Source organism: Catenuloplanes japonicus (assembly GCF_000717135.1).
Classification (GTDB): Bacteria; Actinomycetota; Actinomycetes; order Mycobacteriales; family Micromonosporaceae; genus Catenuloplanes; species Catenuloplanes japonicus.
In genome coordinates this window covers 52,248-66,431 of the sequence record NZ_JNXY01000041.1, presented here as the reverse complement: position 1 = coordinate 66,431, position 14,184 = coordinate 52,248, and the positions used below count along the sequence as shown (strand labels likewise).

General features: G+C 74.0%; 16 protein-coding genes and 1 pseudogene. 9 read left to right on the top strand and 8 right to left on the bottom strand.

Annotated elements, in window-relative coordinates; all coding sequences use genetic code 11:
• Window positions 1–14: 14 nt before the first annotated feature.
• Window positions 15–2,795, top strand: coding sequence for an FAD-binding and (Fe-S)-binding domain-containing protein (locus OP04_RS43480; protein WP_232323959.1), 2,781 nt, complete (start codon window positions 15–17; stop codon window positions 2,793–2,795).
• Between the two features lie 33 nt (window positions 2,796–2,828).
• A complete protein-coding gene (locus OP04_RS43475; protein ID WP_033345887.1) occupies window positions 2,829–3,602 on the top strand; it encodes a hypothetical protein in 774 nt (257 codons plus the stop codon).
• Window positions 3,603–3,648: 46 nt separating this feature from the next.
• Here OP04_RS43475 and OP04_RS50775 read toward each other — a convergent pair whose 3' ends face one another.
• The gene (locus OP04_RS50775) at window positions 3,649–4,635 is read right to left on the bottom strand and encodes a hypothetical protein (RefSeq protein ID WP_198154199.1); all 987 of its coding nucleotides are present in this window, start codon (window positions 4,633–4,635) and stop codon (window positions 3,649–3,651) included.
• A 163-nt stretch (window positions 4,636–4,798) separates the two neighbouring features.
• On the opposite strand from OP04_RS50775, the gene OP04_RS43460 reads away from it, so the two are divergent.
• From OP04_RS43460 to OP04_RS43445, 4 genes are read left to right on the top strand one after another with little or no spacing between them, the layout of a single operon-like run.
• Window positions 4,799–5,329, top strand: a complete 531-nt coding sequence (locus OP04_RS43460) for an RNA polymerase sigma factor (protein WP_033345886.1) — start codon at window positions 4,799–4,801, stop codon at window positions 5,327–5,329.
• Window positions 5,326–6,147: a zf-HC2 domain-containing protein gene (locus tag OP04_RS43455; RefSeq protein ID WP_051799964.1), complete on the top strand. Its 822-nt coding sequence runs from the start codon at window positions 5,326–5,328 to the stop codon at window positions 6,145–6,147. The genes OP04_RS43460 and OP04_RS43455 overlap by 4 nt, the downstream gene beginning before the upstream one ends.
• The gene (locus OP04_RS43450) at window positions 6,144–6,989 is read left to right on the top strand and encodes an ATP-binding cassette domain-containing protein (RefSeq protein ID WP_051799963.1); all 846 of its coding nucleotides are present in this window, start codon (window positions 6,144–6,146) and stop codon (window positions 6,987–6,989) included. The genes OP04_RS43455 and OP04_RS43450 overlap by 4 nt, the downstream gene beginning before the upstream one ends.
• Window positions 6,986–7,735 carry an ABC transporter permease gene (locus tag OP04_RS43445; RefSeq protein WP_033345884.1) on the top strand — a complete coding sequence of 250 codons (750 nt, stop codon included), beginning with the start codon at window positions 6,986–6,988 and terminating at the stop codon, window positions 7,733–7,735. The genes OP04_RS43450 and OP04_RS43445 overlap by 4 nt, the downstream gene beginning before the upstream one ends.
• A 132-nt stretch (window positions 7,736–7,867) precedes the next feature.
• Here OP04_RS43445 and OP04_RS43440 read toward each other — a convergent pair whose 3' ends face one another.
• A complete protein-coding gene (locus tag OP04_RS43440; RefSeq protein WP_033345883.1) occupies window positions 7,868–8,662 on the bottom strand; it encodes a hypothetical protein in 795 nt (264 codons plus the stop codon).
• Between the two features lie 159 nt (window positions 8,663–8,821).
• On the opposite strand from OP04_RS43440, the gene OP04_RS43435 reads away from it, so the two are divergent.
• Window positions 8,822–9,253, top strand: a complete 432-nt coding sequence (locus OP04_RS43435; RefSeq protein ID WP_033345882.1) for a hypothetical protein — start codon at window positions 8,822–8,824, stop codon at window positions 9,251–9,253.
• A 34-nt stretch (window positions 9,254–9,287) separates the two neighbouring features.
• Here OP04_RS43435 and OP04_RS43430 read toward each other — a convergent pair whose 3' ends face one another.
• The 4 genes and pseudogenes from OP04_RS43430 to OP04_RS43420 all read right to left on the bottom strand — a co-directional run bounded on the left by OP04_RS43430 (window position 9,288) and on the right by OP04_RS43420 (window position 11,304).
• Complete coding sequence (locus OP04_RS43430) at window positions 9,288–9,911, bottom strand: MSMEG_1061 family FMN-dependent PPOX-type flavoprotein (RefSeq protein ID WP_033345881.1); 624 nt, start codon at window positions 9,909–9,911, stop codon at window positions 9,288–9,290.
• Window positions 9,912–9,920: 9 nt separating this feature from the next.
• Window positions 9,921–10,400 (bottom strand): siderophore-interacting protein, encoded by a 480-nt coding sequence (locus OP04_RS54145; RefSeq protein WP_456297626.1) that lies wholly within the window; start codon window positions 10,398–10,400, stop codon window positions 9,921–9,923.
• A gap of 80 nt (window positions 10,401–10,480) precedes the next feature.
• Window positions 10,481–10,702: pseudogene (locus OP04_RS56915) on the bottom strand (siderophore-interacting protein); the annotation flags it as partial.
• Window positions 10,699–11,304 carry a TetR/AcrR family transcriptional regulator C-terminal domain-containing protein gene (locus OP04_RS43420; protein WP_033345880.1) on the bottom strand — a complete coding sequence of 202 codons (606 nt, stop codon included), beginning with the start codon at window positions 11,302–11,304 and terminating at the stop codon, window positions 10,699–10,701. The gene OP04_RS43420 and the pseudogene OP04_RS56915, both read right to left, overlap by 4 nt.
• Window positions 11,305–11,406: 102 nt before the next feature.
• Here OP04_RS43420 and OP04_RS43415 point away from each other — a divergent pair, with 102 nt between their 5' ends.
• Window positions 11,407–11,844, top strand: a complete 438-nt coding sequence (locus OP04_RS43415; RefSeq protein ID WP_198154195.1) for a VHL beta domain-containing protein — start codon at window positions 11,407–11,409, stop codon at window positions 11,842–11,844.
• Here the strand turns inward: OP04_RS43415 and OP04_RS43410 are convergent, their stop codons facing one another.
• Both OP04_RS43410 and OP04_RS43405 read right to left on the bottom strand, forming a co-directional pair.
• The gene (locus tag OP04_RS43410; protein ID WP_063746876.1) at window positions 11,845–12,897 is read right to left on the bottom strand and encodes an acyl-CoA dehydrogenase family protein; all 1,053 of its coding nucleotides are present in this window, start codon (window positions 12,895–12,897) and stop codon (window positions 11,845–11,847) included.
• A gap of 10 nt (window positions 12,898–12,907) precedes the next feature.
• Window positions 12,908–13,633, bottom strand: a complete 726-nt coding sequence (locus OP04_RS43405) for an alpha/beta fold hydrolase (RefSeq protein WP_033345878.1) — start codon at window positions 13,631–13,633, stop codon at window positions 12,908–12,910.
• Window positions 13,634–13,688: 55 nt separating this feature from the next.
• On the opposite strand from OP04_RS43405, the gene OP04_RS43400 reads away from it, so the two are divergent.
• Window positions 13,689–14,108, top strand: a complete 420-nt coding sequence (locus OP04_RS43400; protein WP_033345877.1) for a MarR family winged helix-turn-helix transcriptional regulator — start codon at window positions 13,689–13,691, stop codon at window positions 14,106–14,108.
• The last annotated feature ends 76 nt before the right edge of the window (window positions 14,109–14,184 follow it).

The window sequence follows — 14,184 nt, the reverse complement described above, 5'->3', positions numbered from 1 at the left end:
GTAACATGTTACGCATGACTGACGTGGTGGCGGCCCTCGAGAAGGCCGGGCTCGAGGTGCGCGCCGACGCGGGCACGCGCGGCATGTACGCGTCCGACGCCTCGCTCTACCGCATCCCGCCGCTCGCCGTGGTCCGCCCGCGGCACGTCGACGAGGTCGCGGCCACGCTCGCGGTCGCCCGGGAGACCGGCGTCCCGGTCACGTCCCGCGGCGCCGGCACCTCCGTGGCCGGCAACGCGGTCGGCCGCGGCATCGTGCTCGACTTCTCCCGGCACCTGAACCGGGTCCTCAGCGTCGATCCCGAGGCGCGGACCGCCGTGGTCGAGCCCGGCACCGTGCACGCGGTCCTGCAGAAGGCCGCCACCCCGCACGGCGTCCGGTTCGGCCCGGACCCGTCGACGCACCCCCGCTGCACGATCGGCGGCATGATCGGCAACAACGCCTGCGGCTCGCGATCGCTGGCGTACGGCCGCACCTCCGACAACGTGGCCGGCCTCTCCCTGCTGACCGCTTCAGGAAAATCTTTCTCCACGGGGTACGACTCGGGGGCCCCCTTCGTCCGCGGCGCCGACGACCTGGTCGATGACGTGCGCGCGGTCCTCGGCCGGCACCTGGCCACGGCCCGCACCGAGTTCGACCGGTTCGGCCGGCAGGTCTCCGGTTACGCCGTGCACCACCTGCTGCCCGAGCGTTTCGACCTGACGCAGGCGCTGGTCGGCTCCGAGGGCACGCTCGCGGTGATCACCGAGGCGACCGTGAAGCTGGTCGTGGACGCGCCGGTCCGCGTCGTGGTCGTGCTCGGCTTTGCCGACATCGTGGCCGCCGGCGAGGCCTCCCCGTCCGTGGTCGCGCACGGCCCGACCTCCTGCGAAGGGCTGGACTCCCGGCTGCTGGACGTGCTGCGTGCCCGCCGTGGCCCGGACGCGGTCCCGGCCCTCCCCCGCGGCCGTGCCTGGCTGTTCGTGGAGCTGGCCGGCGACGATGCGGGCGAGGTGGAGGCGCGGGCACGGAAGCTGGCCGGGGACGGCATCGGTGAGGACGCCCTGGTCGTCACGGATCCGGCCACGCAGGCCCGGCTGTGGCGCATCCGCGAGGACGGCGCCGGGCTGGCGGGGCGCGCGCCCTCGGACCGGCCGGCCTGGCCCGGGTGGGAGGACGCGGCCGTGCCGCCGCAGAAGCTGGGCGCGTACCTGGCCCGGTTCGACGAGCTGGTCGCGTCGTACGACATGACCTCCGCGCCGTTCGGGCACTTCGGCGACGGGTGCATGCACGTGCGCCTGGACCTGCCGCTGGACCAGCCCGGCGGCACGAAGATCATGCGCGAGTTCCTGACCGATGCGGCGAAGCTGGTCGGCGAGTTCGGCGGGTCGCTGTCCGGCGAGCACGGCGACGGGCGCGCCCGCTCCGAACTGCTGCCGCACATGTACTCGCCGGACGCGATCGCGCTGTTCGGCGCCGTCAAGCACGCGTTCGACCCGGACAACCTGCTCAATCCCGGCGTGCTGGTGGATCCGGACCCGATCGACGCGGACGTGCGACCGGCCGGGCGGTTCCCGATCAAGGCGCTCGCGATGGCGTACCCGCACGACGACGGCGACCTCGGGCAGGCCGTGCACCGCTGCACCGGCGTCGGCAAGTGCCGGGCGGACAACTCGGCGGCCGGCGGCGTGATGTGCCCGTCGTACCTGGCCACGCGCGAGGAGAAGGACTCCACACGCGGGCGGGCCCGGGTGCTGCAGGAGGTCGTGCGCGGCGAGCTGTCGTTCGCCGACCCGCACGTGCACGACGCCATGGACCTCTGCCTGGCCTGCAAGGGCTGCGCGTCGGACTGCCCGACCGGCATCGACATGGCCACCTACAAGTCCGAGGTGCTGCACCAGACCTACAGGGGGAAGCTGCGGCCGCGGTCGCACTACACGCTCGGGAAGCTGCCGTTCTGGGCGCGGCTGGCGGGGTGGGCGCCGAGGCTGGCCAACCTCGGGGTCCGGCTGCCGGGCGTCGGGAAGATCGCGCTGTGGCTGGCCGGGGTGGACGGGCGGCGGTCGGTGCCCGCGTTCGCCCGCAAGCCGTTCCGCCGCACCTTCGCGCCGGCGCCGGGCGGCACCCCGGTGATCCTGTTCGCGGACTCGTTCTCGGACGCGTTCTCGCCGGAGGTCGCGGAGTCGACGGTCCGGGTGCTGCGTGCGGCCGGTTACGAGCCCCGCCTGCCGTCCGGGTCGGTCTGCTGCGGCCTCACCTGGATCACCACCGGGCAGCTCGACGCGGCGAAGAAGATCCTCACGCGTACCGTGGCGGCCCTGGCTCCTGATGCCCGCGAGGGCATCCCCATCGTCGGCATCGAGCCCAGCTGCACCGCCGTGCTCCGATCCGACATCCACGAGCTGCTCCCCGGCGACGCGGACGCCGCCGCCGTGGCCTCGTCCGTGAAGACGCTGGCCGAGCTGTTGTCGGCAACGCCCGGCTGGACGCCGCCGGACCTGTCCGACGTGGAGGTCGTCGCGCAGCCGCACTGCCACCACCACGCGGTGCTCGGCTGGAAGACGGACGCGGACCTGCTGGCCTCCACCGGCGCCACGGTCACGCGGCTGGCCGGCTGCTGCGGCCTGGCCGGCAACTTCGGCGTCGAGATCGGCCACTACGAGGTGTCGGTCGCGGTCGCGGAGCAGAACCTGCTGCCCGCGCTGGACGCCACGCCCGGCGCCGTGGTCCTGGCCGACGGCTTCTCCTGCCGCACCCAGGTCGCCGACCTGCGCGACCGCCCGTCCCTGCACCTGGCCCAGCTGCTGGACCGCTGAACCGTCCGGCCACGGAGGGCCGACAGTGGTGACATGGATGAATGTCCCCCGCTGCGGCTCGGCCGCTGGGAGGCCGCGCGTCTGCTCCGCAGCCCGCTGGTGGTGCTGGGCTGTCTGCTCGCGCAGGTGCTGTGCCTGCGCGCGCTGCACGGTTCGGCGCTGGACCACTACCAGGCGATGACGCTGCTCCCCGGCTTCGTGCTGGGACCGGTAGCGTTCTTCGCCGCCAACCTGACCGCGTCCCGGGAGCGGCGCGCCGGTATGACCCACGTCGTCGCCGTCGTCCCGGTGGATCTCCGGCAGCGGACCGCGGCCGCGCTCGTCGCCACCGCCGGGCCGGCCGCGCTCACCGTTCTCGTCGTCGTGGTGACCGTGCTGGCCCACCGGGCGATGCCCGGCCCGCCGCTGGTCCGGCCAGGCCTGCCGGAGCTGGCCGTGCCGCCGGTGACCGTGCTGGCCGCGGGGCAGCTCGGGGTGATGACCGCGCGGTGGCTGCCGTGGCCGGGCGCGGCCGCCTCGGTCATGCTGGCGCTGGTCCTGTGGGTGCAGGGGTCCGGCGCCGAGTTCCGGCGTCCGGTGTGGAGCGCGCTGGCGCCGTTCGCCGAGCTGGACATCAACGCCGGCGGCCGCATCATCGGCTTCCTTCCCGTGTCGATGCCCTGGCACGTCGCCTATCTGCTGTGCCTCGGCGCGATGGCCGCGGTCGCGGCGCTGCTGGCCACGCCCGGTCCCCGGCGCGGGCTCCTGGTCGCCGGTGCGGGCGCGGTGCTGGCGGCGGTCCTCTGCGGGTGGCGTCAGTTCGGCTGAGCGGGACGGCGGCGCCCGGAGCGTTCGGTCGCCGCCGTCCCGGTGGTCAGCAGGCGCCGCTGACCTGGAGATGGAACGGCACGTCGGTCAGGCCGCCGCCGACGTTCTTGGTCTCCACCCGGACCACCCAGTCCGGGAACTCGGCGTCACGGGTGGTGAACGCCAGCACCTGCTGGCCGGCCGAGCCCGCGGCCGGGGCGCCCGGCACGGCCACGAAGGCGCAGCCGTACGAGTTCCCGCCGAGCAGGAACACCCGGTACTGCCCTGGGCCGATCTTCGCGGAGTTGATCAGCGGTGATGCGGAGCGGGCCAGGCTCCCGTCCGCGCGGACCACGGCCCAGCGGCTCACGCTGCCGGGATCCGGGCACTGCACCTGGAGGTGGAACGGACTGTCGGTGAACGTGCCGGGGATGGTCCTGGTCTCCACCCAGATCGCGTTCGGGTTGCCGGACCGGGTGGCGGTGGAGATCGTGCCGGGCGCGGCGACGCCGGTCCAGCCGGTGTGGCCGCGGGTCGCCACGTAGGCGCAGCCGGACACCGGCCGGTTCAGTCTGACCTCGTACTGGCCGGCGCCGAGGTGGACCACGGACGTGACCGCGGCGGACCCGCGGGCCAGCGTGCCGGTGTCGCCGACCACGGCCCAGTCGCTGTCGCCGGGACACATCGCGTGCAGGTGGAACGGGAAGTCGGCGAGCGTGCCACCGGGCGAGGTGAACGTCTCCACATGCACGTCCATCTCCGTGCCGCCGCTGGCGACCGTCACCACGCCGGGCGCGTAGACGATCTCGTTCCCCGGGCCGGCGATGGCCGCGGTGTACGAGCACGGGTCCATGTTCTGCTGGAAGCGGACCTCGTACCGGCCCGCCGACTGCCGGACCACGGTGGTGACGCCGGATCCGCGCACCAGGCCGCCGTTGTAGTCGGTGACCGCGAACAGGCCGGGCGCGGTCGAGGCCACGGCCGGCGTGCCGGTCAGCAGCACGCCCGGCACGATCAGCGCCGCCACCACGGCCAGGATTCTCATGAGGCGCACGAGAGCGCTCCTACTCTGCTGGGGCCGCGACCCCGTCGGCCGCGGCTGTGTCCCCTGTCCGCGCCGGCCGCCGGTCCGGACCGCGGGGATGCCCGGTCACGCAGATGGCGAGCGCTTGCCGGTGGGCCGAACCGGCACGCCCCGGGGGTACGACAGTCGGTGCATGGACGTCGATCCGCGCGCCGACGGCGAGCTCGTCGCCGCGCTCCGCCGGGGTGACCGGCACGCGCTCGAGACGCTGTACCGGCGGCACACCGGCTGGCTGGTGCACCGGCTGTCCCGCCGCTGCGCGGACCCGGGCCTGGTCGACGAGGTCGTCCAGGACACGTTCCTGGCCGTATGGCGCGGCGCGGGCCGGTACCGGGGCAGTGGCGACGTCGCGGCCTGGATCTGGGGCATCGCGATCCGGCGGCTCATCGACCGGTTCCGGGGACAGCGGTCCGCCGCGCTGCACATCAATGAGTCCGCGCAGACCGAGCCGTCCGCCGAGGACAGGGTGCTGGTCGGCGTGGAGTACGGGGACCTCGGCGGCGCGCTCGGCCGCATCTCGCCGGAGCTGCGGGCGGTCGTGCAGGCCACGGTCCTGGACGGGCTCACCACCCGGGAGGCCGCGCGGCTGCTCGGCATCCCGGCAGGCACGGTCAAGACCCGGATGATGCGCGCCCGCGCGGCCCTGCGGGAGGAGCTGGCATGAACGACGACTGCATCGACCCCGTGCTGGCCCGGTGGTACGCGGACGGGACCGCCGGATACGCCCGGTCCGCCTCCGTCGAGGCCCACCTGCTCGCCTGCGCCACCTGCCGCGCGACGATCGGCGCGGCCGTGCCCGGCGACCGGCTCGACCGTATCTGGGACGGTATCGCCGCCGAGCTGGACGCGCCGCGCCCCGGCCCGGCCGAGCGGCTGCTGACCTGGTTCCGGGTGCGCCCGGACACCGCACGGCTGATCGTCACCACGCCGTCGCTGCGGCTGAACTGGCTGGCCGGCATCGCGCTGATGCTCGGGTTCGCCGCGCTGATGGCGGACGCCGGCGACCGCGGCCGGCTGTTCTTCCTCACGCTCGCGCCGCTGCTGCCGGTGGCCGGGGTCGCGGCCGCGTTCTCCGGGCCGCTCGACCCGATCCGGGAGGTGACGGTCGCGGTGCCGTACTCCCGGTTCCGGCTGCTGCTGATCCGCGCGCTCGCCGTGCTCACCACCAGCGCCGGGCTGGCCGCCGGCATCGGCGCGCTGCTGCTCGACGACGGCTTCCTGACCGCCGGATGGCTGCTGCCGGCGCTGGCGCTGGTGTCGGCGACGCTGGCGCTGTCGGCCCGCTGGGACGCCGGGACCGCCGCGGCCGGCGTCTCGCTGGCCTGGACCGGCTGGCTGTGGCTGCCGGAGCCGATGGGCGCGGTGTCGTTCACCGCGTTCACGACCGGGTTCCAGCTCGCCTACCTGCTGATCGCGCTGGTCGCCGGCGCGGCGCTGGTGCTGGGCAGGCACGTGTTCGAGTTCGGCAGGGACCCCCGATGAGCATGCCGACGGTGGAGATGACCGGGCTGGGCAAGCGGTACCGGCGGACGTTCGCGCTGCGGGACGTGTCGCTGCGGGCCGGCGTCGGCGTGACCGGCCTGCTCGGGCCGAACGGCGCCGGGAAGACCACGCTGCTGCGGATCGCCGCGACCGTGCTCACCCCGGACCTCGGCGCGGCCTACCTGTTCGGGCTCTCGCCGCACAGCGACGACACGCGCCGGCACATCCGGCGACAGCTCGGCTATCTGCCGCAGGACGTCGGCATCCACCGGTTCTTCACCGCGTTCGAGTTCGTCGACTACGTGGCGATCCTCAAGGAGATGGCCCACACCCGCAAAAGACATCAGGAGGTACGCCGGGTACTCGGCCTGGTCGGCCTCGCGGACCTGGCCGGGCGGCGCGTGCACACGCTCTCCGGCGGCGCCCGGCGACGGCTCGCACTGGCCCAGGCGCTGCTCGGCGACCCCGCGCTGCTCATCCTGGACGAGCCGACGGCCGGGCTCGACCCCGAGCAGCGGCTGCTGTTCCGGGAACTGCTGTCCCGGCTCGGCGAGGACCGCACCGTGCTGCTCTCCTCGCACCACAGCGACGACCTGGCCGCGCTGTGCGGGCACATCGTGGTGCTGCGCGAGGGCAGGACGGTCTTCGCCGGGCCGCCCGCGGAGCTGACCGCGACCGCGCGCGGCCGGGTGTGGACGTCCGGGACGCGGGATCCCGGCGCGATGCTGGCCTGGCGGACCGGCGAAGGCGCGTACCGCAACGTCGGCGACCCGCCGCCCGGCGTCGACTTCGTGGCGCCGCAGCTGGAGGACGCCTACCTGCTGCTGGTCCGGTCGCCGTGACACCGCCGGCGCTGGCGCTCCGGGAGGCCGCCCGGCTGCTGCGGCACCCGCTGGTGCTGGCCGGGACCGTGCTGGCGATCGGCATGTCCGCGGAGTCGGCGCGGCTGACCGAACCGCTCTACGTCTACCAGGGCATGACGATGGTGCAGAGCTTCTGTCTCGGTCCGATGGTCATCGTGGCCGCGTTCCGGGCCGCCGGCCGGGAGCGGCGTGCCGGAACCGCCGAGCTCATCGCCGTGACCCCCTACGGAGCGCGCCGCCGCGTCCGCGCGCTGCTCTGCGCCGCCGCCGGTCCCGCCGTGCTCACCGCCGTGATCGTCGGGGCCACCCCGATCCTCTACCGGTACGCCGGCGCGGTGCCGCTGCGCTGGCCGGGCCTGGCCGAGCTCGCGGTCCAACCGGTACGACTGCTCGGCGCCGGCCTGCTCGGGATCATGGCCGCGCTGTGGCTGCCCCTGCGGGGCGCGCCCGCCGCCGCGCTGTGCCTGGCCGGTACCGTGATGGCGGTGGTGAACGCGTACACGCACGGCACGCTCCGGCTGACGCTCGCCGCGCTGTTCCCGTTCGGCGACCTCGCGGACGGCTGGTCCGACCCGGCGTGGCACGTCGCCTACCTCGGCTGCCTGTGCGCGCTGGCCGCGTGCGGCGCGCTGCTGGCCACGCCCGGCCCGCGGCGCCGGCCACTGCTGTGCGCGACGGCGGCGGGCGCGGGCGCGGCCGTGACGGGCTGGCTCCAGCTGCGGTGACCCGACGGGCGACGCGTGATCGGCCGGGCATTGCGGCCGGTCGATGCTCCGGCGGGTGAGGTCCGGCCGCCGCGACGTTCACCGGGCCACCAGTGATCCAGGCGTGGCGCCGGCCGGGCCGGCGGCACCCGGTCAGCCGAACTGCGCGCAGCCGGTCACCACGGTGGCCGTGACCGCGACGGCCGCGGACAGCAGCAGGTGGCGGCGCGGGCCCGGGGTGGCCAGCAGCGCCGCGATCGCGGCCAGGCCGCCGAGGCAGCACAGGTAGGCGGCGTGCCAGCCGGGAGACCCCGGGAGGTAGGAGACGACGCCGGCGTCGTCCTGGACGGCCATCTCCCGCCAGGGCGCCAGCGAGAGCAGCTCCTGCCGCCCGGCGGAGGCGGGCAGCGTGAACGCGCCGACCAGCCCGGCCAGCGTCGCCGCGGCAGCGCCCGGCCACGGGGCCAGCCGGGCGACCGCGACGCCGAGCAAACCGCCGCCGAGCACGGTCGCCGGCTGCACCGCGAGCTCACCGAGGCTGGGCCAGCGGGCCGGCTGCGGGCCGTACCGGTGAAAGATGATCATTTGGACGGCGGTGAAGCAGCCGGTCAGCACCGCGGGTGCGAGCACCGCGAGCAGCGCCGCCGCGGTCCGCCGGCGGAGCGGCACGGGCACGGCCGCGAGGAGCTCGGCCGTGCCGGCCCGCCGGTCGCGGGTGGCCAGCAGGTTCGCGGCGAACAGCACGGCCACGCCCAGCGGCATGCTCGGCACGTGCGTGAGCACCAGGAACACGTTCAGCGGCGTGCCCGGGGCGGAGGCCATCAGCGACGAGTCGCGGACCGCCGGGATCAGGCTCCAGGCGGCGGAGAGCGCCAGCGCGGCCGGCACGAGCGGGTGCCGGATCAGGCGGGCGGTCGCCGCCAGCACCAGAGTCGGGAACGCGCCCACACCTCACTGTCGCGCCCCGGGCCGCGACCGGTTCGGATCATGCGGGATGTCGCTGCCATCCGCACAACCGGACCGGGCGCCGGGCCGGGCGGGACCGCGCCGCCGACAGGCCGGATGTCGCGACCACACCGGGCGCGCCACCACGATCGGAGTGATCACATGTCCACCGGAACGTTCCAGGTCCCACCGCCGAGCCCGGCCCAGCTGGCCGGACGGGTCGAGGCGGTCGTCGTCGACTCCGGCGGCAACCCGCCGGACGTCATCAAGGCCGGCGACGCATGGGCCGTCGAGGTCTCGTGGGAGCTGACCGGCACGCTCGTGCCGCTGATCGCGGGCGAGTGGAACCTGCGCCTGACGATCAACGAGGTGGCCGGGCCGAACGACTCGTCGCTGACCGCCGGGCCGATCCCGGTCACGTCCGCGAACGGCGCCTACACCGCGAGGATCCCGGTCCCGGCCGGTACGGTGCGGGCGCTGCCGGGCGGCAACCCGTACCAGGTCATCGTCACGCTCGGCTACACCACCGCGGCCGGTACGCCCGGCGGGATGGGCGGCTACGTCGACTGCGGTGTCGTCCTGATCATCGCGTGAGAGAGGGCCCGGCCGGTGTCGGCCGGGCCCGTTCTCAGTACGTGTCCCTCGCTCCGCGATTCATGAACGCGTCGATCATGGATGCCGGGACCGGCAGCGGCACGCCCGCCTGGCTCTTGGCCATCTGCCCGGCGCTCGGGACGTCCGCGCGCTCCGGCCAGGTGCCGGTGTCCCACAGCGAGGCCCGGACGAACGCGCGGCTGCAGTGCAGGAACAGCTCCTCGACCCGCACCTCCACGGTCAGCCGCGGCACCACGCCCTGCACCGCCAGCCGCTCGGCATAGGGGGCGTCGGCGACGATGCGGGCGGAGCCGTTGACGCGCAGCGTGTCGCCGGAGCCGGGGACCAGGAAGAGCAGGCCGATGTGGGGGTTGCGGAGGATGTTCTCCAGGCTGTCGAGGCGCCGGTTGCCCTTGCGGTCGGGGAACGCGAGCGTGTGGTCGTCGAGCACCAGCGCGGCGCTGCCGGGTGGGTCGCCGCGCGGCGACACGTCGCAGAGCCCGTCCTCGGACGCGGTCGCCACCAGGAAGAACGGGCTGAGTTCGATGAAGCGGCGGGAGGCGGCGTCGATGTGGTCGATGCCCTTCTCCGCGATCACCTTCAGCGGGCGTTTGACGTAGTCCCGGAGCTGTGCGGATGTTTCGATAGATATCGTCATAAATCCTCCTCAGCCGAGGCTTGCGCGGCCGTGCCGCCAGTAGCCCATGAATGCGATGTGCTGTTTCGCCATGCCCCGCTCGTCGACCAGGTGCCGGCGCACGCCGGTGGCGAGCTTCGCCTCACCGGCGACCCAGGCGTAGTCCGCATCGACGGCGGACTCCCGCACGGCGGCGAGCGCGGACGAGTCGTCGCGGGCGAGCCAGCTCACCCGTACCCCCGGCGGCTTTTTGAGGTTTGTGCGCTCGTCGGCGGCGGACGGCACCTCCAGGAACACGTCGCCGGTGGAGTCCGCCGGCAGACCCTCCAGGATGGACAGCACGGCGGGCAGCGCGCTCTCGTCGCCGGCCAGCAGGATCCGGCGCGCGGTGGGCGAGGGGAGATAGGTGTAGCCCTCGTCGACGATGCCGGCCGGGTCGCCGACGCGGGTGCGGGCCGCCCAGGCGGACGCCGGGCCCGCATCGCCGTGCAGCGCGAACTCGATGTCCAGCTCCAGCGAAGCGGGGGGTGGGCGCGGATGGTGAACGTGCGCACCCAGGGGCGGCGGGACAGCGGCTGGAACAGCGTCTCCGCCATCCAGCCGTCGTTGCCGAAACTCGGCAGCCAGAGGCCGTCCTGACCGAGACGGGGGAAGAACAGGCGCACGGCGTGGTCGCGGCCGTGCGCGGTGAAGCCGTCGAGCGACTCGCCGCCGAGCGTGATCCGGACGAACGACGGGCTGATCCGGGTCGTGGCCAGCACGGTGAGCGGGAGCGCGCGGCGAGCCCGGGAGCGCTTGACCTTCGGGATCATGACCGGGCCTGCTTCAGGCGGAGGCGGACGCCGTCGAGGAAGAGCTCCAGGCCGTAGGCAAAGCGTTCCTCGGGGTCGGAGCGGACCACGTCGCTCATGGCGCGCAGCAGCTCGGTGTCCTCGATGCCGCGGTCCTCCCAGTCGCCGGCCTGCTGCTGGGCCTGTTCCTCGATGGTGTGGCCGAGGATGTAGTACTCGAGTGCGAAGAGCACCCAGCCGGCCCGGTCGAGCGGGAAGCCTGCGTCGGTCAGGAGGCGCACGCCCATCTCGCCGGCGTAGACCGTGTTCTGCTCCTGGACGTAGGTGCCGGAGACGACGCGGGCGCCGTCGCGGTGGGCGAGGAACGCGCGGCGGGCACGCATCGCGTACTCGGTGAGCTGGGCGTCCCAGGTGCCGGGCGCGAGCGGCGGATCGAGCGCCTCGCCGATGATCCGGTCGGCCATGGCGCCGAGCAGCGCCTCCTTGTCCTTGAAGTGCCAGTAGATCGCGCCGGCCTGCACGCCGAGGCGCGCACCGAGTTTGCGCATGGTGAGGCCGTCGAGGCCGTCGTCGTCGAGCAGGGCGATGGCGCCGGCGACGACGTCCGCACGCTTCAGTTGCATACCGGGCAGCATACTTGAACGGCGTTCAATCCTAAACGGTGTTCAAGTGGTGTGCGTCACCCCTCCGCGGGGGTGATGGACATCGCCGCTTACCGTTCTGTCGTGATCAACCCGAATCGCCGATGGATCGTCCATGTCGCGCTCGCGGGCGGGGCCGTGCTGTGTGCGGTCGCGCTGGGCGCCGCCGTGCTGCTCATGCCCGAGGACAAGGCGGCCCCGACGCCCGCACAGGAGACACCGGACACGCCGGACACTCCGGGCTGGGTGGAGTTGCCCGCGCTGGCCGCAGACACCGCACCGACCGGCGTCGGCAGCGGTGAGGAAACGCGGATCACGTTCGACAACCAGGGCGACGAGGCGTACGTGATCTCGTGGCTGGAGGAGGACGGCACGCTGACGCCGTACTCCACGCTCGCGCCGGGCGAGACCTACGAGCAGACGTCCTACTCCGGCCACTACTGGCTGGTCGCGAAGGAGGACGGCACGCCGGTCGTGATGTTCCAGGCCGCGAACGAGCCCGGACACGCACTCATCGAGTAGTCACAGCCGCGTGCTGTCGACCTTCTCCCCCAGCAGGACCGCGCCCGCGGTCTCCACGATGTCGGCCGAGACCATGGCGTGCTGGGTGGCCGCGTGCACGTCGCGGAAGCGCTGCTGCAGCGGCCCGGCGTCGTAGACCGCGGTCCCGCCGGCGGCGCTGTAGAGCAGGTCGACGGCGCGGGCCGCGTGCCGTGTCCCGGTCGCGATCGCCAGCCGTTGCGCCGCGCGCCGCACCTTGCCGGCGCCGCCCTGCACCAGCTCGCTCTGCAGGTAGGCCAGGCCGGACCGGTGCAGCGCGGTCGCCTCGGCCACCGCGTTCCGGAACGCCGGCCGGCCCGGCTTGGTGGCGGCCAGCGCGGTGAAGTCCTCGATCGCGCCGCGGGCGATGCCGAGCGCGACCGCGGCGATGCCGATCGACAGCGTGGTGAACGGCGGGATCCGGTACAGCGCACCGGACGCGTACGGCGGCCCGGCCAGGCTGAACACGTGCTCGGCGGGCACGAACACGTCGTGCACGGAGAAGTCGTGGCTGCCGGTGCCGCGCAGGCCCATCACCTGCCACGTGTCGTGGATCGTGACGTCGGCCGCGGGCAGGACGCACATCCGTACCCCCGAGGGGGTCATGGCGCCGGCGACCAGCCAGGTGGCGTGCCGGCAGCCGCTGGAGAACGCCCACCGCCCGGTCAGCCGCCAGCCGCCGTCGACCGGCTCCGCGCGGCCCATCGGCGCGGCCACGCCGGCGATCAGGAAGCGGGGGTCCGCGAGCATCCGCTTCGCCACGTCCGGTTCGAGCCAGGCCAGCGCGATGCCGGTGCCCGCGCCGATCATGGCGACCCAGCCGGTCGCGCCGTCCGCCCGGCCCAGCTCCTCGAAGATCTCCACCATGCGCTCGGGCGGGGCCTCCAGGCCACCGGCGGCCGCGGGCGTGGCCAGCCGGAACACCCCAAGATCAAGAAGAGCATCGACGATCTCAGGGGGTACGGCCGCCGCCCGGTCGATCGTGGGGCTGAGCTCGCGGAGCGTGGGGCCGAGGGCGCGTACCTGATCCAGCATCGGCCTATTGTCACCCGGCGATGAACTCGGCGACCGCGTCCAGCGCGAGTTTCGGCGTCTCGACCTGTGGTAGGTGGCCGGTGCCGTGCAGCGGGCGGTAGGTCGCGCCCGGGATCGCGTCCGCGTAGGCCTGCCCGTAGGCCGGGTCGACGATCCGGTCGCTCTGGCCCCACAGCACCATGACCGGCACGGTGACCGCGGCGAGGCGGCCGGCCAGCGTCGGGTCCTGCATGGTGCGGCCCGCGTAGTGCGCGATCGCCTCGCGGTTGCCGGGCATCGCGGCCCTCTGCGCCTCGGTCGGGACGATCTGGAACGCCTCCGGGTCGTGGTACGACAACGCGGCCAGCTCCGGCGGCGTGAGCGAGAAGAAGTCCGCGACCGGGTGGCCGGGCACCTCGAGGCCGACCCCGTTGATGATCACGACGCGGCCGACGCGCGGGCTGCCGCACAGCGCGATCTCGGCCGCGATCCAGCCACCGATCGAGTTGCCGATGACGGTGACGTCGTCCTCGTCGCTGCCGTCGAGCAGGTCGGCGTAGTGCCGGGCGAGGTCACGGACGGAGTCGAGGTGGTCCGGGCGGGGCGTGCCGTTCCAGCCCGGGTGGGTGGGGACGCGCACGTGGGCGGGCAACTCGGCCGCGAGCAGGTCGCCGAAGGCGGACACGGACATCGGGCCGGCGCCGCCGTGCAGCAGCAGGACGGCGCGGCCCGCGCCGGTTTCGTAGATCTCGGTCATGCCGCCGACGCTATATCAGCATGTTGATATAAGCAACCTGATATAGGATGGCGGCATGGAACCCGAGGACGTCGGCCTGCTGATCAAGCGGGTGCAGCACCGCCACCACCGCACGCTCACGGCCGCGCTCGCCGACCTCGGCGTCTCGCTGGTCCAGTGGGACACGCTGCGCCACCTGCACCGCAACCCCGAGGCCTCGCTGCACGACCTGGCGCAGCTGACGTTCCAGACGGACCAGGCGTTCGGCACGCTCGCGGTCCGGATGGCCGACCGCGGCCTGATCGAGCGCGTGCCCGGACCGGGCCGCGCGGTGCGGCACCGGCTCACCGAGAAGGGCGAGCGGATCCGCGCGGCCGGGCAGGAACGGGCGAGCGCGGTGGTCCGCACCTCGCTCGGCCCGCTCACCCCGGCACAGCTCGACCAGCTCGGCGCGCTGCTGCTGACGGTGCTGGAGGAGCCGGTTCCGCCCGCGTGAGGAGCCCGTCTCCATCGCGCCGACGGACAGGTCCGCGCACTGGCGCGCGTGGCGCGTGCCAGTGCGCGGGTGAAGT

Bases quoted from the DNA above. Each gene is read 5' to 3' on its own strand.
- OP04_RS43480 (WP_232323959.1), top strand. From the start codon at position 15: ATGACTGACGTGGTGGCGGCCCTCGAGAAGGCCGGGCTCGAGGTGCGC.
- OP04_RS43475 (WP_033345887.1), top strand. From the start codon at position 2,829: ATGGATGAATGTCCCCCGCTGCGGCTCGGCCGCTGGGAGGCCGCGCGT.
- OP04_RS43460 (WP_033345886.1), top strand. From the start codon at position 4,799: ATGGACGTCGATCCGCGCGCCGACGGCGAGCTCGTCGCCGCGCTCCGC.
- OP04_RS43455 (WP_051799964.1), top strand. From the start codon at position 5,326: ATGAACGACGACTGCATCGACCCCGTGCTGGCCCGGTGGTACGCGGAC.
- OP04_RS43450 (WP_051799963.1), top strand. From the start codon at position 6,144: ATGAGCATGCCGACGGTGGAGATGACCGGGCTGGGCAAGCGGTACCGG.
- OP04_RS43435 (WP_033345882.1), top strand. From the start codon at position 8,822: ATGTCCACCGGAACGTTCCAGGTCCCACCGCCGAGCCCGGCCCAGCTG.
- OP04_RS43430 (WP_033345881.1), bottom strand. From the start codon at position 9,911: ATGACGATATCTATCGAAACATCCGCACAGCTCCGGGACTACGTCAAA.
- OP04_RS43420 (WP_033345880.1), bottom strand. From the start codon at position 11,304: ATGCAACTGAAGCGTGCGGACGTCGTCGCCGGCGCCATCGCCCTGCTC.
- OP04_RS43410 (WP_063746876.1), bottom strand. From the start codon at position 12,897: ATGCTGGATCAGGTACGCGCCCTCGGCCCCACGCTCCGCGAGCTCAGC.
- OP04_RS43405 (WP_033345878.1), bottom strand. From the start codon at position 13,633: ATGACCGAGATCTACGAAACCGGCGCGGGCCGCGCCGTCCTGCTGCTG.
- OP04_RS43400 (WP_033345877.1), top strand. From the start codon at position 13,689: ATGGAACCCGAGGACGTCGGCCTGCTGATCAAGCGGGTGCAGCACCGC.